Genomic DNA, 24322 nt, shown 5'->3' with positions numbered 1-24322 from the left:
GGTGGGGTGGAACATGGCCTGTGACACGGGCGGATCGTTGAAGGGGCCGAGGGTGGGCGCGCAGGTGGCGGCGGCGCTGGCCCTGGGCGGGGTGCTGGCGGGCGGCTTCTGGTTCCTGGCCAAGACCTCCCAGGAGGGCTCCGTGGAACGGGGCCCCGCCGTCTGCACGACGGCGGCGACCGATCCCGTGCCGCCGCGGTACGTGTCCGGGACGCGGTTGTGCGAGGCGCTGAACCGGCCGGACCTGCCGGTGCTGCTCGCGACGCCGGGCGAGAAGGCGACGAACGCGTACGGCACCCACGGGTGGACGACCCTCGGCGGCAGCGAGGGCGGAGGAGAGACCGGGAGCGCGAACGGCGCCGGGGACGGGGACGGAGCCGGGGACGGGAACGGCGCCCGGGACGGGAACGGGGCCGGGGGCGGCAGGATCCCGACGCCCTCGGGCGCCGTCGACCTGCCGACGTACTCCGTGCGCCTCTCGGTCTCCTACGACCGCCTTCCGGTCGCACGCCTGGGACGGCTGCTCGGGAATACGGTGGAGCCCACGAAGGTTCTGGGGCGCACCGCGCTCTTCTACTCGGACCGCACCCTCGCGTTCAGGGCGCCGCTGGGCGGCGGGAAGGCGGAGACCACGACGGGCGGCATCGCCCGGCACCTGCTGGTCGCCAAGGACCCGAAGGACGGCGGCGGCTCCTACGAGCTCGTCATCTGGCGCCAGGACCAGGGGATCCCGGTCGACGACGCCGCGCTCGTGCGCCTCGCCGAGCGGGTGCTGCCGACCGTTCCCGGCTGGACGACGGGCTGACGAGCCGGCCGGAGCGCCGGTCCCGCGGAGGACCGGCGCCCCGTGGCCGGGCGGCCCGGCTCAGGAGTGCCGCGCGCCCATCAGGGCGCCGAAGTCCTGCGGATCCGTGTCGAGACCGCGCAGGAGGGGACGGAAGGTCCAGCCTTCCGTCTCGTCGCGGACGAACTCGGCCACGACCACGGCGGTCGCGTCCGCCACGGACGTGAGGTCGTCGTCCAGGAGGTCGGTGTAGCCCTCACGGACCCGTACGCCGGTCCGGGCCACCTGCCCGAAGGTCACCCGGCCGCCGCTCTGCTGGATGGCCACGCCCACCACCACGCGCGCGTACCGCTCGGCGAGCCGCGGGAGTTCGAGCGTCATCGCCTCGTCGTAGCCGAAGCCCTGGCCCGTACGGCTGTCGCGGTGGAGCGTGATGGTGCCGTCGGGGGAGCGGCTGTCGAAGTGCACCAGATAGGCCGGAGAGCCGTGCGGAGCGTCCGCCGTGTAGACCCCGGCGACGAGGTCCAGGTCGTGCGGAGCGGCGCCGGCCGGACTGGGGTCCCACTTGAGCGCCACCTCGACCTTGCCGACCCCTTTGTTGAGTCCGCTCATCGTGAATCCCCTCTCCGCGCGCGGTTTCTGACGAGACGTTCATGGTGTCATGTGATCAACATGTCACCGGACGAGGGGGAGCGCCGCATGTGGGGCGGGGAAGAGCTGGATCTGGACGCATATCTGGCGAGGATCGGCTACTCGGGGGCGCGCACGGCCGATCTGGCCACCCTGCGCGCCGTACAGCGGGCGCACGTCTCGGCCATTCCCTTCGAGAACCTGGACGTCGCACTCGGGCGCCGGATCGCGCTGGACGTCACGAGCCTGCGGACCAAGCTCGTCGACCGGCGGCGCGGCGGCTACTGCTACGAGCAGAACACCCTGCTCGCCGCCGCCCTGGAGCGGATCGGCTTCCGGGTCGCGGGCCGCGGCGCCCGGAACCGTACCCGCGGAGACGTGCTGACGCCGGTCACCCACGCGCTCCTCGTCGTCACCGTCGAGGACGAGCAGTGGCTGGTGGACGCCGGATTCGGGTGGCAGGGGCCACTGGAGCCGGTGCCGCTGACCGCCGGCTCCCGGGTCGAGCAGGACGGCTGGGGCTTCGGCGTCGAGGCCGAGGACGAGGGCGTCCACGTGCTGCGCGCCCGTCGCCCGGAGGGGTGGACCGATCTGTACGCCTTCGCTCCGCACACCCTGTACCCCGTCGACTTCGAGCTCATGAACCACTACAGCTCCAGCCATCCCCAATCGCGCTTCCTCGGCCAGGTCGTGGCCCAGCGGCCCGGGTCCGAGGTGCGCAGGGCTCTGGTCCGCGACGGCCTGACCTCGGTGCGCGTGGACGGGAGCCGCGAGGAACGCCGGGTCGGGCCGCACGAGTTGGTCGCGACCCTCGACGGGCTGTTCGGCATCGAACTGGACGACGAGGAGGCCGCGGGCCTGCTGCGGGTGCACTCCGCAGAGGTCTGACGGCGTGCCGTTCCGCCCCGTACCATGGCGCGGTGCTGGTCAAGTGGATTCGCTGCACCGTGGTGGACCGTCGAGGGTTCGAGCGGGGGCAGCGGAAGTGGGCGGGGCTGCTCGGTGAGCCGGGATTCCGGGGGCAGGGCGGGGGATGGAGCCGGCTGAGGCCGGATGTCGCCCACGTCTTCGCGTTCTGGGAGAGCCGTGCCTTCTACGACTCCTTCATGGCGCGCTCGCACGACCGGCTGGCGGCGGCGCAGGTCGGCACGTTCCGCAACGCCCAGGTCAAGCTGTTCGACCACCGCTTCGACGTGAAGACCGGATTCGAGCCGCGCTTCGCCGACGCCGACGTGGCCCGGGTCGCGCACTGCCGCGTGCGGGAGGAGAAGGTCGAGCACTTCGCCCTCATGCAGGAGAAGGTGTGGAACCCGGCGATGGCCGGATCCCCCGGCATGCTCCGCGGCATGTTCGGGGAGGCGCCGGGACACGAGTTCGTGGTCCTGTCGATGTGGAACTCGGCGGCCGAACACGGCAAGTACCGGGCGGAACGGGTCGAGCGCCTCGGCCTGCGCGCGCAGACCGAGGCCGACGTGGCGGCGATGACCGGCGACGTGGTGCAGCTCGAATCCGCCTGGACGGTGTGAAGGGACGGGTGGACGGGGCGCTGAACGAGGCCGCCTGAACGGGACCGGCTGAACGAGGCCGCCTGAACGGGACCGGCTGAACGAGTCCGGCTGAGCGGGACCGGCTGAACGAGTCCGGCTGAGCGGGACCGGCCGGCTCGGCCCGACCGCCCTCCCGGTCGGCCCGGCCCTCTCCGGCCGGCCCCTCCGCCCGGGCCCCGTCCGGCCGGCTGGGCGTGGCGTGGCGAGGCCCGCTCCGCCGGTGCTCGCCTCGGGGACGCGCCGGCGCCCACCGCCACCGCCGGGGCCGTCCGGCGGCCTGGGCTCCGACCGCCGGGTCGATCCGGTCACGGGGTGGCTCGCGGGTGGCTCGCGGGTGACGAAGAGGCGCCGCATACGCCGGATGGACTCCGGACGCCTGCCCGGCTGAGCCGGCCGGCGGGGGTCCGTCTAGGGTCGGTCGCATGGCACGACCGCGGCGCATCGTCCTCGTACGGCACGGAGAGTCCGAGGGCAATGCCGATGACACGGTGTACGAGCGGGAGCCCGACCACGCGCTCCGGCTCACCGCGACCGGGTGGCGGCAGGCCGAGGAGACCGGGGAGCGGCTGCGGGCGCTGTTCGGTCAGGAGCGGGTCAGCGTCTACGTGTCGCCGTACCGCCGCACGCACGAGACGCTGCGCGCGTTCCGGCTCGACCCGCACCGCGTCCGGGTCAGGGAGGAGCCCCGGCTGCGCGAGCAGGACTGGGGCAACTGGCAGGAGCGGGAGGACGTGCGCCTCCAGAAGGCGTACCGGGACGCCTACGGACACTTCTTCTACCGCTTCGCCCAGGGCGAGTCGGGAGCGGACGTCTACGACCGGGTGGGCGCCTTCCTGGAGAGCCTCTACCGGAGCTTCGAGGCACCCGACCACCCGCCCAACGTCCTGCTCGTCACCCACGGCCTGACCATGCGCCTCTTCTGCATGCGCTGGTTCCACTGGACGGTCGCCGACTTCGAGTCCCTCTCCAACCCGGGCAACGCGGAGACCCGGATGCTGCTGCTCGGAGAGGACGGGAAGTACCGGCTCGACCGGCCCTTCGAACGCTGGCGTACCCCGGAACCGTACGGCCCCACCGGATAGAGTGGCGGAGCGATGACCGCTGACTCCTCTCTTGACCGGCGCTTCGACCGCGCCCTGGCCAGCCTGCGCGGGCTGTCCGTGGGAGACGCCCTGGGCTCCCAGTTCTTCGTTCCCGCCCACTACCCCCTGCTGAAGCGGCACGAGCTGCCGCCCGGTCCCTGGCAGTGGACCGACGACACGGAGATGGCCTGTTCGGTCCTGGCCGTGCTGGTCAGCCACCACCGCGTCGACCAGGACGCCCTCGCCGAGTCGTTCGCCCGTCACCACGACTTCGACCGCGGCTACGGCCCGGCCGTCAACCGGATGCTCCGGCTCATCCGCGAGGGAGGCGACTGGCGGCAGCTCGCGGCGGCCCTCTTCAACGGCCAGGGCTCGTGGGGCAACGGCGCGGCCATGCGGATCGCGCCCCTCGGCGCCTGGTACGCGGACGACCCGGAGCAGGCCACCCACCAGGCGGAGATCTCCGCGTACACCACCCATCAGCACCGCGAGGCCGTGGTCGGGACGATGGCCGTCGCCGCCGCCGCGGCCCTCGCCGCGGACCCGGCCGGGCCGCCCACGCCCGAGGCGCTGCTCGACGGAGTCGTCGCCCTCGTGCCGCGCAGCGCCGTCGGTGCCGGTCTGCGCCGGGCGCGCGACATGCTCGACTACGGTGACGCGGCCACGGTCGCGGCAGTGCTCGGCAGCGGCCGGCGTACCACCGCGCACGACACCGTCCCGTTCGCGCTCTGGTCCGCGGCCCGGGCGCTCGGTGACTTCGAGCGGATGTTCTGGACGACGGCGGAGGTCGGCGGTGACGTCGACACCACCTGCGCCATCGCCGGCGGGGTCGTCGCCGCCTCGGCGGCCGGGGCCCCGCCCGCCGAGTGGCTGGCCCAGACCGAAGACCTGCCCGACTGGGTCCCCTCGGCCGTACGCCCGTAGCCCGACGAGCCTGGCACCGTAGGCCACCGACATGCCGATGGCCTGCGGCCAGGTCATGACGGGGACGACCTGCGCGGCCGCCCTCGGTGGCGGCGGCCCTGGTGCAGGCCCGTCGAGGGCGGCGATGCCCTGGCCGACGGCGAGGCCGGGTTTTTCGGAATCGGACGTTCAGGGCGGAACCCGTCGCCCGCCGACGGGTTCGGGCGGGCTGAGTGTCACGGTCCTGCCACAGCCGCGTCCGGGGCGGTTCGGCAGGGCGCGGCGCGGTTAGAGTCGGCCACTCCGCAGCGCTGATCATGACAACAGCGTGCCGACGAGACACCCGGGACCGCCTTCTCCGGCCACACGGCCGCCGCGCGGCCCGGGCCGGGAGGGGGTCCCGTGACCGATACACCATCCGCAGAGCCGCCGAAGGACGGCCGGCCGGAGGGCAGCGCGCCGGACGGCTCGCCGGAGGGTGGCGCCGCGCCTGAGGGTGCCACGCCGTCGGCGCAGGCGAACACGCCGGGCGGCTCGTCGGAGGGTGGCGGGCCGGAGGGCGGCGCCGGGCCCGAGGGCACCGCGCCGTCGGCGCAGGCCAACACGCCGGAACCGGGGCGGACCGTCGCCGCATCACCCGCCCCACCCGCCCTACCCGCCTCGCCCGCTGCCCCAGCCGCTTCGAGGGCGGCCGCGTTCGGCGGCGCGCCGTCGCCCGGCGGGCCGCCTCCCGGAAGGTACGGGCCGGGACAGCCGTACGGGCCGGGACAGCCGTACGGACCGGGGCAGCCGTACGGGCCGGGAACCCACCCGACGTACCGGGCCTGGGGCCCGCCGCAGCCGAAGCCCAGCCGGCTCAGGCCCGCCGCACCCGCCAAGCCGACCGCCGCCACGCTGTGGGCCGTCCTCGCCACCGCGCTGGCCGCGGCCCTGCTGCTCGGCGGGGGCGCCGGGGTGAACCTGCTGCTCGTGGCGGTGCCCGCGACCCTCGCCGGCGCCTTCGCCGCCCGTGCGGCCGGCCGACGGCTGCGGCCCTGGACCCTGGTCTGGGCGATCGGAGCCGCCTCGCTGCTCGTCGTGCCGGTGCTGAGCGACGCGAGCTGGCCGACCTTCCTCGCGGTCGTCACGGCCCTCGGTCTCACCGGCTTCGCCCTGCACGGTGGCCGCGGATGGCCGAGCATGCTGTTCGGTCCCCTCGGCCTCTTCGACTCCGTCGGCACCGGCATGATGTGGGGATGGCGGGGCGTACGCGAGCGTGCGGGCGCGTCCCAAGGGCGCTGGGGTCCGCTCCTGCGCACCGTCCTGATCGCGGTCGGTCTGCTGGTCGTCTTCGGGGCGCTGTTCGCCGGGGCCGACGCCGCCTTCGCCGACCTGCTCGGCTCGCTCGTCCCGGACGTCTCTCTCGACCAGGCGCCCTGGCGGCTGCTGCTCTTCCTGCTCGGAGTGGTCGGCGGCCTCGCCGTCGCCCGCACCGCGGCGGCACCGCTGCGGTGGGACCGCCTGACCTTCAGCCCCGGCCGGGCCCGCGGCCGGTTCGAATGGGCGCTCCCGCTGGTCGTCCTGAACCTGCTCTTCGCGGCCTTCATCGGGATCCAGCTCACCGTGCTGTTCGGCGGCTACGACAAGGTCCTCGACGAGACCGGCCTGACCTACGCCGAGTACGCGCGCCAGGGTTTCTGGCAGCTGCTCATGGCCACCCTGCTCACCCTGGGCGTGATCGGCCTGGCCCTGCGCTGGGCGCCCCGCGCCCATGCCGGCGACCGGCGTCTGGTGCGGGCCGTGCTCGGAACCCTGTGCGTCCTCACCCTCGTCGTCGTCGCCTCCGCCCTGCGCAGGATGGACCTGTACGTCGACGCGTACGGTCTCACCCGGCTCCGGATCTCCGTCACCGCCATGGAGATCTGGCTCGGCGTGGTGATCCTGCTGATCATGGCGGCCGGGATCTGGGGCGCCCGTCTGCTGCCCCGCGCCCTGGCGGCCAGCGCCGCCGGCTTCGTCCTCGTCTTCGGACTGATCCAGCCGGACTCCGTCATCGCCCAGCAGAACGTCGAACGCCACGAACGGCTCGGAAAGATCGACCTGCACTACCTGGCGGGCCTCTCGGCCGATGCCGTGCCGGCCCTCGACCGGCTGCCCGAACCGCTGCGGTCCTGCGCACTGCAGAGCCTCGCCTACCGGCTCCGCGAAGACGGCGACGAGGCCTGGTACGAGACCAGCCTGGCGGAGGCCCGGGCCAGGGACATCCTGGCCGAGCGCGAGGCCGGCCGCACCGGCTCGTGCGGCGACCCGACGCGTGAGGAGCACTACGACCCGGACGCCGACCCCTACTCCGACGACTCCGACCCGTACGCGCCCTGAGAGACGGGGCGTGCTCTCCTCCCCGTACCGTACGGAGAGGAGAGCACGCCCACGTCCTCAGACGGCGGAAATCCTTCACGAATGCGACCGCGAGACCGTCGGCCGTTCCCTTGGGGCGAGCCTCGACGGAGTGTGAGCAGCCCGTAACGCGGCCGCAGGGCGAGGCGTTCGGTGCCGTCCGCGAGGGGATCGAAGGAGATTCCGGCGCTCGCTCGGTGATGTGCGGCAGCGAAGAGATGCCACCTGTGCGCCGTGCTGGAGGGGTCGGGTTTCGGCCGGGGTGGACCAGCACACGGAATCCGGGTACCAAGGGAGGTATCCATCGGCGTAACCTGTCAGGCGCCATGCCGTACGAACCACCCACCCACACTGTCGAGCGATCGATCCGGGCCACCACCGGCGCCAAGATCGTTGCCGGGGTCGACGAGGTCGGACGCGGGGCTTGGGCAGGTCCAGTCACGGTGTGCGCCGCCGTCACCGGCCTGCGCCGCCCGCCCCCAGGGCTCACCGACTCCAAGCTGATCACCCCCAAACGCCGCGCCGCGCTCGCCGCGGAACTCGAGGGGTGGGTCACGGCGTACGCGCTGGGCGACGCCTCACCCGCCGAGATCGACGAACTGGGGATGACCGCGGCGCTCCGACTGGCCGCGATCCGCGCCCTGGAAGGCCTCCCGGTCCGCCCCGACGCCGTGATCCTCGACGGCAAGCACGACTACCTCGGCACCCCCTGGCAGGTCCGTACGGTGATCAAGGGCGACCAGTCCTGCGTCGCCGTCGCCGCCGCCTCCGTGATCGCCAAGGTCCGCCGCGACGCGCTGATGGCAGAGCTGGAGGCCGAGGCCGAGGGCTACGCCGCCTACGCCTTCGCGGCCAACGCGGGCTGCCCGTCCCCGGTTCACAAGGCCGCACTGCACGAGCTGGGGCCCAGCCCCTATCACCGGCTCTCCTGGGCCTATCTCGACGCGATGCCTCGCTGGCGGCATCTCAAGAAGGTCCGGATCTCCGCCGAGGCGGCCGCACTCGAAAGCGGGGGCCAACTCGGCTTCGACTTCTGACCACTTCCCACCACCGACTTCCGGCTTCTGAATCTGCTTCTGGATGCTCCGGCGGGCCCCTGGGTCTCTCCGGCAGAGCCGTCTCAGCAGCCGGGGCGCATCTCTGCGCCCACCCGCCGGAGCCCCGCGCGACGGCGTTTGATAGACATCCACCCATGCCTCTCATCCCCGAGGAGCCTCAGATTCACGAGAGTGCCCAGGGTCCCCGCGTGACCGCGCCCGCAGGCCGTCCCACGCCGACCCCTCGACCCGTACCCGGCCCGCGTTCCACGGCCTCTCCGCGCCCCGGGCGTCCGGGCCCCGGCCCGGCCAGGCCCGCACCGCCGGTGCCGCGCCCGCCCGTTGCCGCTACGGCGCCCGTTGCCACGGAGAATCGTTCCGACGAACGCTCCGCGCCGCAGATCCAGCTGATCCCCGCACCCGCCGACGGCGCCGTCGACGCCGCCGAGGAGGCCGTGGACCTGCTCCTGGAGTCCGGTCGCGCCCCCGGCGACGTCCTGGTGCTCACCACCGGCGAGCAGCACCCGTGGGCGGCGCACGAGCTGTCCTTCGGTGAGGCCGCCTACTGGGCCCAGCAGGACACCCGCGAGGACGTGTTCTTCGCGGACGCCGCCGCCGTGTCCCGGGCAGCCGTCCGGCCCGTGGTGGTCGTCGCCGTCAACGGCGGCTCCGACGAGGACCTCGCGCGCCGGCTGCCCGAGGCGATGCGGCGGGCGACGGCCCTCCTCATCGTCTGCGGCGACCCGCAGCGGGTCAACACCGTGCTCGGCGCAGGCGTCTGACACGCCCGTCCACGTCCCGGCCGCCGTCCGGCGGCCGGGCGGACACCCTTCCAGGCGCCGCCCTACCCGCATCGGGCCGGACGGACGCCGATCGGTGCAGGTGCCGGTGCAGGTGCCGGTGACGTGCCGGTGTCCGGGCGAGGGGGGAGGGGGAGGCGGGGAGGCCGGTCGCTCAGCGGGCGGCGGCCCGGCGCAGTGGCTCGGGCGCACCGCTCGCGATCCGCGGCGCCAGCCGGTCGGGTTCGGAGTCCTCACCCAGGGGTGTCGGGCGCGAGTCGGAGCTCGGCCTGCGACCGCCCCGCCCCTCGCCGAGCACCTGCCAGCCGCCGGCGGTCAGGGTGATGTACGCACCGCAGCGCAGGCCGTGCAGGGTGCAGGCGTCCCGCAGGCCCCACATCCACGCACCGTCCTCTTCGGTCCAACGCTCGTCGCCCTCACGGCAGTAGAGCAGCACGGCCGTACGCACGGGGGAACGCCGCCGCAGGTCGTGCGGGATGACCCGGCGCAGATGGGCGAGGAGCGCGTTGCGGAACTCCCAGCCGTCCGCCGGAGCCGGCCTGCGGAAGAAGGAGGCGCTGGCCGCGAGCCGTTCCTCGTGGTCGAGCACGGCGACCACCGCCGTCGACGGCGTCGGCCGGTGACGGGAGTGCAGACCGCTGACGACATCCCGGGGATTGCGCAGCAGCGGGATCCCCGCCGCGGCCCACTCGGCCGGTTCCAGCATCCGAGCGAGGCGGCTGGCCGACCCGGACGACAAGTTGCCCGAGGCGGCTGAGGACGGAGCGAATCCGAGGGTCACGATCCTCCCTTCGGATACGCGCCCGCTCCGCGGGCAGGGTCGGGTGAGGGCGCACCACGGCATGGTCCAACCGGACCACGTACGGGCCGTGCGGGGCGGATTCCCAATTCTTCCTGGCCCGTGGTCGAGCGGCAACGAGCAATTGAGACCGCTGACTGGAATGATCCGGTATGCCTCTCATATCCCTGCCCAGTTACCTATTGTTCACGCCCCGTTCTACGCCTGGACGGCGAGGACCAGCGGAAACACTCCCTCGGCTCCCGCCCGTCGCATCAGCCTCGCCGCCACCGCCAACGTCCAGCCGCTGTCGGAGAGATCGTCCACGAGCAGGACGGGACCGCCCGCCGATCCCAGACGCTCTGCCAGATCGGGCGGTACGACCAGCGCCCGCTGCAGTCCGAGCACGCGCTGTGCGCTGTTCGTCCGGGAGATCCGCAGGTCCTCCGCCTCCGGCGCGTACTCCACCGATCCGAGCAGCGGCATCCGCCCGATCTCGGCGATCCGCCGGCCGAGCGAGCCCACGAGCCGCGGCTTGCGGTGCGAGGCGACCGTCACCACGCCGACCGGCCGGGGCGGGGCGTCGGCCGCTCCCGAGGCCCAACCGCCCGGCCCCTTGGCCCAGTCGGCCAGCACCTTGACCACCGCCTGCACCACGTCGTCCGGCACCTCCCCGTCCGGCGCGGAGTCGGCCAGCAGCGGACGCAGCCGGTTGCCCCAGCCGATGTCCGAGAGCCGGCCCAGCGCCCGGCCCGCGTACGACTGCTCGCCCGCCGGGATACGACCCTTCAGATCCACGCCCACGGCGGGCAGTCCGGTCGGCCACATCTTGCGCGGCTCCACCTCCACGCCCGCCCTGCCCAGCTCGCCCCGCGCCATGTCCAGCGCGGCCTCGGACACCTTCGCGTCGAACCTGACGCCCGCACAGTTGTCACAGCGGCCGCACGGAGCCGCCGCCTCGTCGTCCAGCTGCCGGCGCAGGAACTCCATCCGGCAGCCCGACGTCGCCGCGTACTCCCGCATGGCCTGCTGCTCGGCCGCCCGCTGCCGGGCCACCCACGCGTACCGCTCGGTGTCGTAGACCCACGGGCGGCCCGTGCTCGTCCAGCCGCCCTTCACCCGGTGCACCGCGCCGTCCACGTCGAGCACCTTCAGCATCGTCTCCAGCCGCGTCCTGCGCAGTTCGACCAGCGGCTCCAGCGCGGGCAGGGACAGCGGCCGGCCGGCCTGAGCCAACACGTCGAGGGTGCGGCGCACCTGCTCCTCCGGAGGGAAGGCCACCGAGGCGAAGTACTGCCAGATCGCCTCGTCCTCCTTGCCCGGCAACAGCAGCACCTCCGCGTGCTCCACACCGCGCCCGGCACGGCCCACCTGCTGGTAGTAGGCGATGGGGGAGGAGGGCGAACCCAGATGGACCACGAAGCCCAGGTCCGGCTTGTCGAAGCCCATGCCGAGCGCCGAGGTGGCCACGAGCGCCTTGACCCGGTTGGCCAGCAGGTCGTCCTCCGCCTGCTGCCGGTCGGCGTTCTCCGTACGCCCCGTGTACGAGGCGACCGTGTGCCCGCACTGGCGCAGATGCGCGGTCACCTCCTCGGCCGCGGCGACCGTCAGCGTGTAGATGATCCCCGAGCCGGGCAGCTCGTCGAGGTGGTCGGCCAGCCAGGCCAACCGGTGCGCCGCGTCCGGCAGCCGCACCACGCCGAGGCTCAGGCTCTCGCGGTCCAGCGGGCCGCGCAGCACCAGCGCGTCCGTGTCCCCGCCCGTCCCCAGCTGCTCGGCGACGTCCGCGGTCACCCGGGCGTTGGCCGTCGCCGTCGTCGCCAGCACCGGCACCCCGCCCGGCAGCTCCGCGAGCATCGTCCGCAGCCGCCGGTAGTCGGGCCGGAAGTCGTGACCCCAGTCCGAGATGCAGTGCGCCTCGTCGACGACGAGCAGTCCGGTCGCAGCGGCGAGGCGCGGCAGCACCTGGTCGCGGAAGTCGGGGTTGTTCAGCCGCTCGGGGCTCACGAGCAGCACGTCGACCTCACCGGCCGCCACCTCCTCCTGGACGGTGTCCCACTCCTCGGTGTTCGACGAGTTGATCGTGCGGGCGCGGATGCCCGCGCGGGCGGCCGCCTCCACCTGGTTGCGCATCAGCGCGAGCAGGGGCGAGACGATCACGGTCGGGCCCGCGCCGCGCTCGCGCAGCAGCGAGGTCGCGACGAAATACACCGCCGACTTGCCCCAGCCGGTCCGCTGCACGACCAGCGCCCGGCGTCTGTCCGCGACCAGTGCCTCGATGGCGCGCCACTGGTCCTCGCGGAGTCTCGCCGTCCCCGTCGGGTCCGAGACGAGTCGGGCGAGCACGGCGTCGGCGGCGGCGCGCAGGGCGGCGCGGTCCTCGGGGCGGTCTGCGTTGGTCATGCCCCCATGCAACCTGATCGGTCCGACAAAGCGCGAACGAGCGGGCCGAGCCTGTGGAAAACTCACGGACCGGTCGGGCCGGGAGTTATCCACAGGGGTTTCGCTACCGACCGTGATCGCGGGACCGTCGTGACCATGAACACGAACCACGACGAATCCCACGGCCCGTCCTCGACCCAGCAGATCACCCTGCGCGGCCCGGCCGAGCTGGCCGACGCGCTGCCGTTCATGCTCGGCTTCCATCCCAGCGACTCCGTCGTCCTCGTCGCGCTCCACGGCGAGCGCGGTCGCTTCGGCGGCCGCGTCAGGGTCGGCATCCCGAGCTCGCCGGCCGAGTGGTCCACAACCGCCGACCACCTGGCCGAATGCCTGGTCGAAGGCTCCACGCGCCGAGGCGACCGCCCCGACGCGATCGTCGTCTTCCTCTGCCAGGAACCGGCACCGGGCGAGACCGGGCGGCGCGTGATGGAGCGGCTGCGCCCCTTCGCCCAGCGCCTGCGCACCGCCTGCGGCGCGCTCGACACCCCCGTCCTCGAAGCCCTCTGCATTTCCGACGGCCTGTACTTCTCCTACTGCTGCCCCGACGCCCGCTGCTGCCCGCCCGACGGCACACCCCTCGCCCTGTCCGGTACGTCGGTGATGGCGGCGTCCGCCGCCTATGCGGGGATCCAGGTGCGCGGCAGTCTCAAGGACATGGAGGCCCGGCTGAAGCCATGGGGCTCCGAAGGCGACGCGGCGCAGCGCGCGGCCCTGAACGACGCCGCCGCGGTCATCGTGCCCAGGATCCTCGCCGGCGCGCCGGGAGGTCTGGGGCGCCAGGAGACGCGTGACACCACCCTCGCCCTGGTCCGCCGGCTGATCGCCCGGTTCGCCGCACCGCCCGAGTCCCCGGTGGCAGGCGCGACCACCGGCCGCAGCGTCGTTCCGCCCGGACTCACCGGGCTCACCGGTCTCGTGAACGGGGCGGCGGCCGGGACGGCGAGCGCCGACGCCCGCGACGACGCGCTCCTCACACCCGACGAGGCCGCCACGGTGATCCTCGGCCTGCAGGACCGCGACACCCGCGACCAGGCCGCCGAATGGATGGAAGGCCCCGAGGCGGCCCCCGCGCTGCGGCTCTGGCGAGCCCTGTCCCGGCGCTGCGTCGCCCCCTACCAGGAATACGCCGCCGCACCCCTCACCCTGGCCGGCTGGGTCGCCTGGTCCACCGGTGACGAACCCTCCGCCCGGGTGGCCCTCGGCCTGGCCCTGGAGGCCGACCCCGACTACCTCTTCGCTCGCCTGCTCCACCAGGCGTGCAACGAGGGCCTGGATCCCGAGTCCCTCCGCGACTGCCTGCGCAAGGAGCGGGACGCGCGTCTCGCCGCCACGTCCGGGCCCGGTCCGGCCCCGACGGAGGAGGGCCGGGAGCCGGACGGGGCCGGCGTGCCGGAATGGAGCCAGCGGCAGGACGGGCCGTCCGGCCCGCAGCCGGTGCAGGCGGCCGCCCCGAGTGACGGCGGGACCCGGGACCGACTGCGACGCCAGGCCCGCCAGGCCGCCCGGCGGACGACGCGGCAGGCCGGGCTGCGCGCCGCGGGAGCCGGCCGAGGCCCGGCCCATGCCCCCTCGACAGCCCGCCGTGACGCGCAGCCCAGGTCACCCCGGAGCGCGGTGGTGCGACGGACCGGCCGGCGCGGAGCCAGGAGCGGTGAATGAGCCGTACACATGCCCCTAAGGGCGTGACCGCCCGGCCGGGCACCGGTGTCCCCGGGCTGCGGGGTGCCGTCAGGTCAGGAGCGAAGCGTGTCGCCGGACCGCGGCGCGTCGTCCGGTCGGTGGCGGGGTTCGCCGCAGGGGGTCGAGGAGCAGCCCGGCGGGGCGCGGGACCTGCCACCCGGGCCTGGGGTGCTGTCCGGCCGGGTGGGGGACTTGCCGCTGGGGTTCGGCGTGTTGCCCGGGTGGGAGAGCGGTGTGCCGCCGGGCGGCAGGGCCTCATCCGGACGTGCACGGGTCTGGGCACAGGGGGGCCGGGCACAGGGGGTCGGGGTGCCGTCCGGCCGAGTGGGGGACTTGCCGCACGGGTCAGGAGCGTCACCCGGTCTCGGGCGAGGTCCGCCGCAGGAGTCCGGGGCGGCTTTCGGCCGGGTGCGTGGTTCGCCGGACGGGGGCTGCGGGGCATCCGGGCAGGCGCGAGGCTCGTTGGCGAACCGCGCCGCGTCTTCCGGTCGAGGGCGGGCCGGGCCGTGACCCGGTGGGCCGCGGCGGCGTTCACCTCTGTGGCGGTCGCGCAGGAGCGGTGCCGCCCCATGGCCGGAACCCCGGACCACCCGAGCGGCGTCCACCGTGGACGCCCCGGGGCCCGGCCGAGCCGTCCGGACCGCACAGAGAGCGCCGCACACCTGTCATGGCCCCCAGCCCCGCCCAGGCCCCCGGACCCTCCACCGGTCACTCCTCCCACCCCGGCCCTCCGCCACCGGGAACGGGAGCCGGGCCGGCCCGCCCCGTCGACCTGCCCGCCCTGCACGACACCCTCGTCGGCGTCGCGCTCCCGGCCCTCACCCTCAGCCCCCGCCACGGGCAGCTCACCGGCACAGGAATCGAAGGCGTCTTCCTCGGCGGGCGACGGCTCCTCTCCCGATGCGTCCTGCGCGTGGCCGGACGTGAGCCCGTCCCCCTCCACGGCCGGCCGGCCGCCCCGGACCGCGCCGACTTCCTGGCTGTCCTGCGCGCGCCCGGCGACACCGGCCCCGACCCCGGCCTCCGCGTCGAGCGCAGCCGCGAGGCCGACGGGACCGAGCGGATCACCCTGCGCAGCTCCGCGCTCCGGCCACTACGGGTCCCCGTGGAGCTCGCTCTGGGCACGGACCTCGCGGACCTGGGCGCGGTGGCGGGCGGGCGGCCGGGGCCCGAGCTGGCCGCGAGCGTCCACGGCACCGGGCTCCGCTGGGTCCATGAGGACGGCTCCGCCGTCACCGTCGCGGCGGACCCGCCGCCCAGCGACGCGCTGGCGGCGGCCGGGCTCCTCCGCTGGGAGGCCGCACTGGCCCCAGGGGATCACTTCGCCCTCACCCTCCGGCTCGGCAGCGAGCGCTCCCGCCGCCGGCAGGGCCCCGGTGCCGGACGGCCGGGCGGCCACACGCTCGCCGACGCCGCCGCCGAAGGAGACGACCCGCGCCTCGGGCCGCTGCTGCGCTCCTCCGTCGCCGACCTGCGCGCGCTGCTCCAGCGCGACCCCGCTCACCCCGCCGACGTCCACCTCGCGGCCGGAGTCCCCTGGCGCTGCGGCCCCGTCACCGCGGAGGCGCTCTGGGCCGCCCGCATGGCCCTGCCGCTCGGCACCCGGCTCGCCGTCACCACCCTGCGGGCCCTCGGCCGGGCCCAACGCGCCGGCACGGGACCGCAGGCGGGGCTCGTCCCCGGGCCGCTCAGGGACGCAGGCCCCCTGCTGCCGCCCCGCTGCACCGGCGTCGAGGCCACCCTCGCCTTCCCCGTCGTTCTCGCCGAGGCCCGCCGCTGGGGACTTCCCGAGCAGGACCTGGCAGAACTGGTCCCCATCGCCGAGCGGTGCCTCGACTGGCTGCGCGGGGCCGCCGACACCGACGGGTTCGTGCCGGATCCGTGGCCCACCGGGCCGGTACGGGCCGAGACCCAGGCCCACGCCCACCGTGCGGCCCTGCTCGGCGCCGACCTGCTCGACGCCTGCGGGAGACCCGGCGGGGACGCGTGGCGGGAATGGGCGCGGGCACTGCGCGAGCGGTTCCGCGGGAGGTTCTGGCTCGACGACCCCTCCGGCGGCCGGCCCGTTCTCGCCCGCACACCCGACGGCCGCCCGCTGCCGCACCTCGGAGGCTGGGCCGCGCACCTCCTCGACACGGGGCTCGCCGCCGCCGGCCGGCGGGCCCCCGGACTGCTCGACAAGGACCAGACCGAGCGACTGGCCAGGCTGCTCGCCGCCCCGGCGCTCGACTCCGGGTGGGGCCTGCGCGGCCTCGGGGAGAAGGAGCCCGGCTACAACCCGTTCGGGCACCGGTCGGGAGCGGTGCGGGTGCACGAGACGGTGGTCGCCGTCGCCGGGCTCGCCGCGGCCGGGCACGAGAACGAGGCGGCGTCGCTGCTGCGCGGCGTTCTGGACGCCGCCGAGGCGTTCGACCACCGGCTCCCCGAGATGTACGCGGGGGAGCGGCGGACGACCGGCGCGCTCCCGGTGCCGCACCCGGCGGCCTGCCGGCCCGCCGCGGTGGCCGCAGCGTCCGGGGTGCATCTGCTCACCGCGGTCCTCGGGATCCGTCCCGACGTCCCCGGACGCACGGTCGCCCTGCACCCGCTGCCTTCGGCCCCGCTCGGAGAAGTACGGCTGTCGGGTCTCCGGGTGGCCGGCGAGCCGTTCGCGGCCCGCGTCGGACGGCTGGGGCTCGGCATGGTCGAGGAGGCGACGCCCGGCCTCCAGCTGGGAGTCTGACCCGCCACGGGCCTTTCGACGGTGGTCGGCGAGTTCGAGCGGAAGAACAGGAGGACCGGGAGGGGCGAGCGGAGAAGAAGTGGTGCCGGATCCTTCCCGCGGGCGTGTTTATCGTCAGGAAGACGACTATGATCACGGGCATGCCTCCCTACGACCCGTCGGCCTTTCCGCCCTTCGCCGTCACCGTCGATCTGGTCGTGCTCACCGTGCGGCGCCATGCCCTGTGCGCCCTGGTCGTGAAACGGGGGGAGGCCCCGTTCCAGGGGCGCTGGGCACTGCCGGGCGGCTTCGTCCGGGCCGACGAGGACCTCGACGCCGCCGCCGCGCGCGAGCTGGTCGAGGAGACCGGCCTCTGCGTCCACGACCCGGGGGCCCCGCCGCCCGTGCCCGGCAACGGGGCGCACCTGGAGCAGCTGGCGACCTACGGAGCGCCCGACCGCGACCCGCGGATGAGGGTGGTCAGCGTGGCGCACCTGGCGCTCGCGCCGGACCTGCCGGCGCCGCGGGCGGGCGGCGACGCCAACAGTGCGCGCTGGGCACCCGTCGAGGAGCTCCTCGGGCAGGACGGGGCGGCGGATCCGGAAGGCGAACCGCCGGTGCCGCTCGCCTTCGACCACGCCCGGATCCTCGCCGACGGGGTGGAGCGCGCACGCTCCAAGATCGAGTACTCCTCGCTCGCCACCGCCTTCTGCCCGCCGGAGTTCACGGTCGGCGAGCTCCGCCGGGTCTACGAGGCGGTGTGGGGAGTGGCCCTCGATCCGCGCAACTTCCACCGCAAGGTGACCGGCACGCCCGGCTTTCTGGTTCCGGCAGGCGGCACCACGACCCGTCAGGGCGGCCGTCCCGCCCAGCTTTTCCGCGCTGGTGGGGCCACGTTGCTCAACCCGCCCATGCTCCGGCCGGAGGTCTGACGGGCGGTCGCCCGCCCGCCCCGAGCCGTCAATCCTGCGCCAAAAGTCCTAAATGGGACGTTATCTTGCTGGGAAAGCCGCCCTGCCGCGGAGCGGTCTCACCTACCCGCGAGAGAAGCGATGCTCCAGGCCATCGGACTCACCAGCACCCCCCGCCGGGACCTTCCTCCCGCCGTGGACGACCTCACCTTCGAGGCGCGGCCGGGCGCCGTCACCGCCTTGCTCGGCCCGGCCGGCGCCGGCAAGACCACCGCGCTGCGGCTCATGCTGCAGCTCGAACCGGGCCGTGGTGTCACCTACTTCCGGGGCCGCCCGCTGCACCGCGTCGCCAACCCCGCCCGGGAGGTCGGCGTCCTGCTCGGTGACGTCCCCGGCCACCCCTCCCGCACGCTGCGCAGTCAACTGCGCATGCTGTGCGCCGCCGCCGGAGTCCCCGGAACCCGCGCCGACGAGATGCTGCGGGTCGTCGGGCTGACCGGCGTGCACGACCAGCGCATCGGCACCCTGTCGCTCGGCATGGACCGTCGACTGGGCCTCGCCGCAGCCCTGTTGGGCGACCCGCACACCCTGCTCCTCGACGAGCCCGCCGCCGGACTCTCCGTACGCGAGAGCGCCTGGCTCCACGAACTGCTGCGCACCCACGCCGACGAGGGCGGCACCGTCCTCTTCACGACGAGCGACCCCAAGGACGCCGCCCGCAACGCCGACCGGGTCGTCACCCTCGACGGCGGCCGGCTCGCCGCCGACCAGGATGTCACCGAGTTCGCCCGCACCCGGCTGCGTCCCCGGGTCGCGGTCCGCACCCCGCACGCCGCCCGGCTCGCCGCCGTCCTCACCCAGGAGTCCCGCGCCGCCCGCCGTCCGGTCGTGGTGGTCACGGAGGGAGGCAACCGCCTCTCCGTCTACGGCAGCGACTGCGCCACCGTCGGCGAGACCGCCTTCCGCAACGGCGTGCTCCTCCACCGCCTCGCCGACGAGACCGGTGACACCCGCCCGTCCTCCGACATCCGGCGTGCCACGCCCCAGCCCCCCGCGGGCCCGCCCCCCACCGCCGTACCCCCTGCCGCCCCGCCCTCCTCGACAGCGGCCCCCGCCGCCGAGACCGCAGCCCACGGCACCCCCGCGACCGCCCTCACCCCCGCGACCGCCCTCACCCCGGCGACCGCCCCCGCCCCGGCGGCCGTGCCCGCTCCGCCGGCCGGGCGCCGGGCGCACCGCGCCCCGTACCGTTCCCCGCTGCGTCCGCTGCGGTACGAGATCCGCCGCCTGCTCGGCGTCCCCTCCACGCCGCTCGTCGTCGCCGGGGTGGTGCTGGTGTCCGTCGCCCTGGCCGTGCTGCTCGCGCGCGGCGGGCGCACCCCGGTGCCGGCCGTCCTGGCGGGATGGCCGGGCATCTCCCCGCTGCCGCCCGCCGCGCTGGGGGCGGGGCTGCTCGGCGCCTTCTCGTTCGGCGAGGAGTACCGCTACCCGGCTCTCACCACCGGGCGCGGCGCCGTACCACGCCGGCTGGGCCTCCTCCTCGCCAAGCTCGCCGTCGCGGCCGCCGTCGGAGCGGCCCTCGCGGTGCTCGTGGTCGTGGCAGACCTGGAGGCGCTGCGCCTCGTCTACGGCGGCGAGTTGATCCCCGTACCTCGCAACTGGCCTGCCCTCTGTGCGAATTGGTGCGGTCTGGTGATCGGCTGCGCCTGGGCCGGAGTGCTCGGTGCGGGCGTCTTCCGGGCCGCGGCCGCGGGCGTCGCGGCGGTGCTGGCCGTACCGGTGGTCTTCGCCCCGCCGCTCCAGCGCCTGCTCGCCGGCGCGCCCCGGCGGTCGGTCGCCGGACTGCCCGCGCGGTTGCGCGAGTTCGTCGGCTTTGAATGGTCGTCGGCCGCCGACCGGTGGCTGATGGGTGCGCTGCGCGTGCTCGGGCAGCCCGTGGGAGTGGCTCTGACCCTGACGTTGACGGTCCTGCTCTGTGCCTATGTGTTCACCGGCCGTCACAGCAGAGCGCGTTGGTGATCGCCTTCCGACCGGAAGTTTCCGCATGGGCGGCAACTCCCTTGAAGGATGTGCGCTATGTCCGATTAATCGTCAATTGTGTAGCGAGTGCCGATCACCCTTTCGTGTGCTTTTCACCAAAGACCTCAAGGGGGGTGAGAGCCACGCCGACAAAGGATGCGTGAGTACCCTTGCGCACACGATGATGACCCCCGCCCGCCCCGTCGAGTCCGGCCTCGGCGCGCCGGGCGACCTCGACCGCTACCCCTACGCGGAGACGCCAGGGGCCGACCGCGTGGGCCCGCCCGCCTGGGAGGCCACGGAAGACCTCGGCCGGGTCGGCCGCAGGACCGCCGGCAGCCGCGGCCGCGGACTGCACGGACAGCTCGTCCAGCAGCTCGGCCAGATGATCGTCTCCGGTGACCTCGGCGCCGACCGGCCCCTCGTTCCCGAGGAGATCGGCCAGCGCTTCGAGGTCTCCCGCACCGTCGTCCGCGAGTCGCTGCGCGTGCTCGAGGCCAAGGGCCTGGTCAGTGCCCGCCCCAACGTCGGCACCCGAGTCCGTCCCGTCAGCGACTGGAACCTGCTCGACCCCGACATCATCGAATGGCGCGCCTTCGGGCCACAGCGCGACGACCAGCGCCGCGAGCTCAGCGAACTCCGCTGGACCATCGAACCCCTCGCCGCGCGACTGGCCGCGGGCCACGGCCGCGAGGACGTCCAGCAGCGCCTCTCCGACATGGTCGAGATCATGGGCCACGCGTACGCGCAGGGCGACGGCATCACCTTCTCCCGCGCCGACACCGAGTTCCACGCCCTGCTCATCCAGCTCGCCGGCAACCGCATGCTGGAGCACCTCTCCGGCATCGTCGGCGCCGCCCTCCAGGTCTCCGGGGCGCCCGCCACCGCCTGTGACCGCCCCGGCGAGAGCTGCCTCGCCCACCACGCCCGGATCGTCGACGCCCTCGCCGCCGGGGACGCACTGGGCGCCGAGACGGCCATGCGCCAGCTGCTGACCGTCCACCCCGAGGTGGAGCGTGTCGTGCCGGCACCCCGCGAGCATTGATCCGCCGGCCGTGGGCAGGAGCACCGTGAGGCCCGCACCGCGTGCCGCCGGATCCGAGCGGAGCCCGGGGGCGGAACCCGTCCCCGGGGGCGCCAGGGTCTGGCGGCACGCGCCGGGGCGCGCGGAAGCGGGGCCGGGACGCCGCGAGACGCCGTGATCGTGTCGCGTTCCGTATGTTTGATGGCGGATCGTCGCAAATGAGGTGTGACTCGGGCCACGCGGATTGGGCGTAACACTCCTCGAAGCCGCGCGATGACCTAAGAGGTGACAGCCGAGGAAGGAATACAGCAGCCGCTCGTGGCGCTGTGCAGTTCCCCGGTCCAGCCCGCGCCGTCGGCACATTCCCGGCCGACGGTCGTCGGCTCCGGCCCGATCCCGGGCGGGGCCGGAAGCCGTTTCCATCGTTCCGAGAGGTTGTTCGTGTCGGCCAGCACATCCCGTACGCTCCCGCCGGAGATCGCCGAGTCCGAGTCTGTGATGGCGCTCATCGAGCGGGGAAAGGCTGATGGGCAGATCGCCGGCGATGACGTGCGTCGGGCCTTCGAGGCTGACCAGATTCCGCCAACCCAGTGGAAGAATGTTCTGCGCAGCCTCAATCAGATCCTCGAGGAAGAGGGTGTGACGCTGATGGTCAGTGCAGCGGAGTCGCCGAAGCGCGCCCGCAAGAGCGTCGCAGCGAAGAGCCCGGCCAAGCGCACCGCCACCAAGACCGTCACCGCCAGGACGACCGTGACGAAGTCCGTCTCGGGCGCCTCCGCGGCCCCGGCGGCCGAGAGCGCGGACCCGGCCGACGAGGCCGGAGCCCCGGCCAAGAAGGCGGCCGCCGCCAAGAAGACCGCCGCCAAGAAGACGGTGGCGAAGAAGGCCACCGCCAAGAAGACGGCGGCCAAGAAGACCACGTCCAAGAAGGACGAGGACGAGCTGCTCGAGGGCGAGGAGCTGCTCGAGGACGTCGCGCCCGGCAAGGGCGACGACGAAGAGGCCGAGGGCGAGAACAAGGGCTTTGTCCTGTCCGACGAGGACGAGGACGACGCGCCGGCCCAGCAGGTCGCCGTCGCCGGTGCCACCGCGGACCCGGTGAAGGACTACCTCAAGCAGATCGGCAAGGTCCCGCTGCTCAACGCCGAGCAGGAGGTCGAGCTCGCCAAGCGCATCGAGGCCGGTCTGTTCGCCGAGGACAAGCTGGCGAACTCCGACAAACTGGCGCCCAAGCTCAAGCGCGAGCTGGAGATCATCGCCGAGGACGGCCGCCGCGCCAAGAACCACCTCCTGGAGGCCAACCTCCGCCTCGTGGTCTCCCTGGCCAAGCGCTACACCGGCCGCGGCATGCTCTTCCTGGACCTGATCCAGGAGGGCAACCTCGGTCTGATCCGCGCCGTCGAGAAGTTCGACTACACCAAGGGCTACAAGTTCTCCACGTACGCCACCTGGTGGATCCGTCAGGCGATCACCCGCGCCATGGCCGACCAGGCCCGCACCATCCGCATCCCGGTGCACATGGTCGAGGTCATCAACAAGCTCGCGCGTGTGCAGCGCCAGATGCTCCAGGACCTGGGCCGCGAGCCCACCCCGGAGGAGCTGGCCAAGGAGCTCGACATGACCCCGGAGAAGGTCATCGAGGTCCAGAAGTACGGCCGCGAGCCGATCTCCCTGCACACCCCGCTGGGCGAGGACGGCGACAGCGAGTTCGGTGACCTCATCGAGGACTCCGAGGCGGTCGTCCCGGCCGACGCGGTCAGCTTCACGCTCCTGCAGGAGCAGCTGCACTCGGTCCTCGACACCCTCTCCGAGCGCGAGGCCGGCGTCGTCTCCATGCGCTTCGGTCTCACCGACGGTCAGCCCAAGACCCTCGACGAGATCGGCAAGGTCTACGGCGTGACGCGTGAGCGCATCCGGCAGATCGAGTCGAAGACGATGTCGAAGCTGCGCCACCCGTCGCGCTCGCAGGTGCTGCGCGACTACCTCGACTGATCCGGCCGAGGGACGCGTACGACGAACGAAGGGCCCGGTTCCCCGTGGGGGAGCCGGGCCCTTCGGCGCGTGCGCGGGTGCAGGGAACGTCCGTCTGGACGACGCTGGGTGAACCGACATCACCGGAGAGTCAGGAGGCTTCATGCGTCGTCCCATCGCCCGAGCATTGACCGGTTCCCTGGGCCTGATCGCCGCGGCGGCGGCACCGCTCACCGCCGCGGCTCCCGCGTCCGCCGACAGCGTCGTCGTCGGCGGACAGCCGACCCGGATCTCCGAGGCGCCCTGGGTGGTGGCGCTGTCCAGCCGTGACCGGTTCGGGGGTACGCGGGCCGGTCAGTTCTGCGGCGGGGCCCTCGTGGCCCCCACGAAGGTCCTCACCGCCGCCCACTGCCTGGGCCGCGACGTCCTCGGCGGAGAGCCGTGGCAGCTCCCCGACCTCAGGGTGATCGCCGGACGCACCTCGCTGCGCGGGCAGGGCGGCCAGGAGGTCCGGATCGCCGACACCTGGGTCGATCCCCGTTACGACCCCGCGACCAACTCGCGGGACCTGGCGGTGCTCACGCTGGAGAAGCCGCTGCCGGCCTCCTCCGTGATCCCGGTGGCCGCGCCAGGCGACGCCGCCACCACCCCCGGGACACCGGCGAAGGTGTACGGCTGGGGCGACACGAGCGGCCGCGGGACGTACGCGATGTCGCTGCGCTCGGCGCCGGTGCAGGTGCTGCCCGACGCGGCCTGTGAGCGGGCGTACCCGAGCGGCCTCGGCGCCGCCTACCGCGGCGACACCATGCTGTGCGCGGGCGACCCCGACGGCGGCAAGGACGCCTGCCAGGGCGACAGCGGAGGGCCTCTGGTGGCCCAGGGCAAGCTCATCGGCCTGGTGTCCTGGGGGAGCGGCTGCGGGCAGGCGGAGAACCCCGGGGTCTACACCCGGGTCTCCGAGCTGCTGCCACGCCGTTCCTGAAAGCCGGTCACTCCCGGGCCGGCCCTCGTCACCGTATGAGAACGGGCGGCCACCCCCTCGCGGGGAGTGGCCGCCCGTCGGCCGGTCGTCAGGAGCCGGCCCCTGGCTCGTCGTGGACGCGAGGCGTCAGTGCTCGTCTCCCATGGTTCGGGCCGGCACGTCGGTGAGCCGGTCCGTCTCATCCTGTATCTCTGCGGCGATCTTCTTGAGTTCCGGCTCGAACTTGCGCCCGTGGTGGGCGCAGAAGAGCAAGTCACCACCGCTGGTCAGGACGACACGCAGGTACGCCTGGGCGCCGCAGCGGTCGCAGCGGTCAGCGGCCGTCAGGGGGCTCGCGGGGGTCAGAACAGTAGTCACGTCGCCTCTTCTCTAGCTCGACGAGCTGTCGTACCAGGGTCAACATCCAACCAGGCCGAAAACGTTCCCGCTCGTGGCTTTTCCTCGAAACTTTTTCCCAAGGTGGCTGTCTGCTGCCGGTTGGCGGCGAATGAGCCGTATTGCTTCGCTCTACGGGTTTCGCATTGCTGTGTGTGGTTGAGTCCCTCCGGCGGGTTGCCGGTTGTTCATCAGGACGTGCCCGAACCCTAAATGGTTCATGCCTCGAAGGGAACGTGATGTTCACGTCACCCTATCGAGGGATCGAACACTCATACGA

The 24322-nt window shown here is 73.8% G+C and carries 19 protein-coding genes; 15 read left to right on the top strand and 4 right to left on the bottom strand.

The window, feature by feature from the left end; all coding sequences use genetic code 11:
• The first annotated feature begins 52 nt into the window (after positions 1-52).
• Positions 53-805, top strand: coding sequence for a DUF6215 domain-containing protein (locus ABD954_RS08145; RefSeq protein WP_345485122.1), 753 nt, complete (start codon positions 53-55; stop codon positions 803-805).
• A gap of 60 nt (positions 806-865) precedes the next feature.
• Here the strand turns inward: ABD954_RS08145 and ABD954_RS08140 are convergent, their stop codons facing one another.
• Positions 866-1396: a TerD family protein gene (locus ABD954_RS08140; RefSeq protein ID WP_345485121.1), complete on the bottom strand. Its 531-nt coding sequence runs from the start codon at positions 1394-1396 to the stop codon at positions 866-868.
• Positions 1397-1456: 60 nt separating this feature from the next.
• On the opposite strand from ABD954_RS08140, the gene ABD954_RS08135 reads away from it, so the two are divergent.
• The 7 genes from ABD954_RS08135 (at position 1457) to ABD954_RS08105 (ending at position 9141) form a co-directional block, all read left to right on the top strand.
• On the top strand, positions 1457-2302 hold the full coding sequence (locus tag ABD954_RS08135) for an arylamine N-acetyltransferase family protein (RefSeq protein WP_345485120.1): 846 nt from the start codon (positions 1457-1459) through the stop codon (positions 2300-2302).
• Positions 2303-2334: 32 nt separating this feature from the next.
• Positions 2335-2940 carry a YdbC family protein gene (locus ABD954_RS08130; protein ID WP_345485119.1) on the top strand — a complete coding sequence of 202 codons (606 nt, stop codon included), beginning with the start codon at positions 2335-2337 and terminating at the stop codon, positions 2938-2940.
• 443 nt (positions 2941-3383) lie between these two features.
• On the top strand, positions 3384-4043 hold the full coding sequence (locus ABD954_RS08125; RefSeq protein WP_345485118.1) for a histidine phosphatase family protein: 660 nt from the start codon (positions 3384-3386) through the stop codon (positions 4041-4043).
• Between the two features lie 12 nt (positions 4044-4055).
• Positions 4056-4967, top strand: a complete 912-nt coding sequence (locus ABD954_RS08120; RefSeq protein WP_345485117.1) for an ADP-ribosylglycohydrolase family protein — start codon at positions 4056-4058, stop codon at positions 4965-4967.
• A gap of 381 nt (positions 4968-5348) precedes the next feature.
• Positions 5349-7304, top strand: a complete 1956-nt coding sequence (locus tag ABD954_RS08115) for a DUF4153 domain-containing protein (RefSeq protein ID WP_345485116.1) — start codon at positions 5349-5351, stop codon at positions 7302-7304.
• 344 nt (positions 7305-7648) lie between these two features.
• Positions 7649-8359 carry a ribonuclease HII gene (locus ABD954_RS08110; protein WP_345485115.1) on the top strand — a complete coding sequence of 237 codons (711 nt, stop codon included), beginning with the start codon at positions 7649-7651 and terminating at the stop codon, positions 8357-8359.
• 155 nt (positions 8360-8514) lie between these two features.
• The gene (locus tag ABD954_RS08105) at positions 8515-9141 is read left to right on the top strand and encodes a hypothetical protein (protein WP_345485114.1); all 627 of its coding nucleotides are present in this window, start codon (positions 8515-8517) and stop codon (positions 9139-9141) included.
• Between the two features lie 172 nt (positions 9142-9313).
• Here ABD954_RS08105 and ABD954_RS08100 read toward each other — a convergent pair whose 3' ends face one another.
• Entirely contained in the window at positions 9314-9940 is a 627-nt protein-coding gene (locus ABD954_RS08100; protein ID WP_345485113.1) for a hypothetical protein, read from the bottom strand.
• Between the two features lie 216 nt (positions 9941-10156).
• On the bottom strand, positions 10157-12340 hold the full coding sequence (locus ABD954_RS08095) for a RecQ family ATP-dependent DNA helicase (RefSeq protein WP_345485112.1): 2184 nt from the start codon (positions 12338-12340) through the stop codon (positions 10157-10159).
• A 135-nt stretch (positions 12341-12475) separates the two neighbouring features.
• Here ABD954_RS08095 and ABD954_RS08090 point away from each other — a divergent pair, with 135 nt between their 5' ends.
• From ABD954_RS08090 to ABD954_RS08060, 7 genes are all read left to right on the top strand, one after another.
• The gene (locus ABD954_RS08090) at positions 12476-14038 is read left to right on the top strand and encodes a DUF4192 domain-containing protein (protein WP_345485111.1); all 1563 of its coding nucleotides are present in this window, start codon (positions 12476-12478) and stop codon (positions 14036-14038) included.
• A gap of 688 nt (positions 14039-14726) precedes the next feature.
• The gene (locus ABD954_RS08085) at positions 14727-16781 is read left to right on the top strand and encodes a glycogen debranching N-terminal domain-containing protein (protein ID WP_345485110.1); all 2055 of its coding nucleotides are present in this window, start codon (positions 14727-14729) and stop codon (positions 16779-16781) included.
• Between the two features lie 140 nt (positions 16782-16921).
• Positions 16922-17692, top strand: coding sequence for an NUDIX hydrolase (locus ABD954_RS08080; protein ID WP_345485109.1), 771 nt, complete (start codon positions 16922-16924; stop codon positions 17690-17692).
• 120 nt (positions 17693-17812) lie between these two features.
• Positions 17813-19690 (top strand): ABC transporter ATP-binding protein, encoded by a 1878-nt coding sequence (locus tag ABD954_RS08075; RefSeq protein ID WP_345485107.1) that lies wholly within the window; start codon positions 17813-17815, stop codon positions 19688-19690.
• A 160-nt stretch (positions 19691-19850) separates the two neighbouring features.
• A complete protein-coding gene (locus ABD954_RS08070; RefSeq protein WP_345485106.1) occupies positions 19851-20735 on the top strand; it encodes a FadR/GntR family transcriptional regulator in 885 nt (294 codons plus the stop codon).
• A gap of 420 nt (positions 20736-21155) precedes the next feature.
• Positions 21156-22706: an RNA polymerase sigma factor gene (locus ABD954_RS08065; protein WP_345492031.1), complete on the top strand. Its 1551-nt coding sequence runs from the start codon at positions 21156-21158 to the stop codon at positions 22704-22706.
• 142 nt (positions 22707-22848) lie between these two features.
• Positions 22849-23667: a serine protease gene (locus ABD954_RS08060; RefSeq protein ID WP_345485105.1), complete on the top strand. Its 819-nt coding sequence runs from the start codon at positions 22849-22851 to the stop codon at positions 23665-23667.
• Between the two features lie 126 nt (positions 23668-23793).
• On the opposite strand, the gene ABD954_RS08055 is transcribed toward ABD954_RS08060, so the two are convergent.
• Positions 23794-24024, bottom strand: coding sequence for a DUF7455 domain-containing protein (locus ABD954_RS08055; protein ID WP_046910811.1), 231 nt, complete (start codon positions 24022-24024; stop codon positions 23794-23796).
• Positions 24025-24322: the final 298 nt, after the last annotated feature.

The organism is Streptomyces roseoviridis (assembly GCF_039535235.1).
Taxonomy (GTDB): Bacteria; Actinomycetota; Actinomycetes; order Streptomycetales; family Streptomycetaceae; genus Streptomyces; species Streptomyces roseoviridis.
Note: the sequence above shows the minus strand (reverse complement) of the source record. Positions and strands in the feature narration are given on the sequence as shown.

Bases quoted from the DNA above. Each gene is read 5' to 3' on its own strand.
- ABD954_RS08135 (WP_345485120.1), top strand. From the start codon at position 1,457: ATGTCACCGGACGAGGGGGAGCGCCGCATGTGGGGCGGGGAAGAGCTG.
- ABD954_RS08110 (WP_345485115.1), top strand. From the start codon at position 7,649: ATGCCGTACGAACCACCCACCCACACTGTCGAGCGATCGATCCGGGCC.
- ABD954_RS08090 (WP_345485111.1), top strand. From the start codon at position 12,476: ATGAACACGAACCACGACGAATCCCACGGCCCGTCCTCGACCCAGCAG.
- ABD954_RS08140 (WP_345485121.1), bottom strand. From the start codon at position 1,396: ATGAGCGGACTCAACAAAGGGGTCGGCAAGGTCGAGGTGGCGCTCAAG.
- ABD954_RS08095 (WP_345485112.1), bottom strand. From the start codon at position 12,340: ATGACCAACGCAGACCGCCCCGAGGACCGCGCCGCCCTGCGCGCCGCC.
- ABD954_RS08080 (WP_345485109.1), top strand. From the start codon at position 16,922: ATGCCTCCCTACGACCCGTCGGCCTTTCCGCCCTTCGCCGTCACCGTC.
- ABD954_RS08120 (WP_345485117.1), top strand. From the start codon at position 4,056: ATGACCGCTGACTCCTCTCTTGACCGGCGCTTCGACCGCGCCCTGGCC.
- ABD954_RS08075 (WP_345485107.1), top strand. From the start codon at position 17,813: ATGCTCCAGGCCATCGGACTCACCAGCACCCCCCGCCGGGACCTTCCT.
- ABD954_RS08105 (WP_345485114.1), top strand. From the start codon at position 8,515: ATGCCTCTCATCCCCGAGGAGCCTCAGATTCACGAGAGTGCCCAGGGT.
- ABD954_RS08060 (WP_345485105.1), top strand. From the start codon at position 22,849: ATGCGTCGTCCCATCGCCCGAGCATTGACCGGTTCCCTGGGCCTGATC.
- ABD954_RS08085 (WP_345485110.1), top strand. From the start codon at position 14,727: ATGGCCCCCAGCCCCGCCCAGGCCCCCGGACCCTCCACCGGTCACTCC.
- ABD954_RS08125 (WP_345485118.1), top strand. From the start codon at position 3,384: ATGGCACGACCGCGGCGCATCGTCCTCGTACGGCACGGAGAGTCCGAG.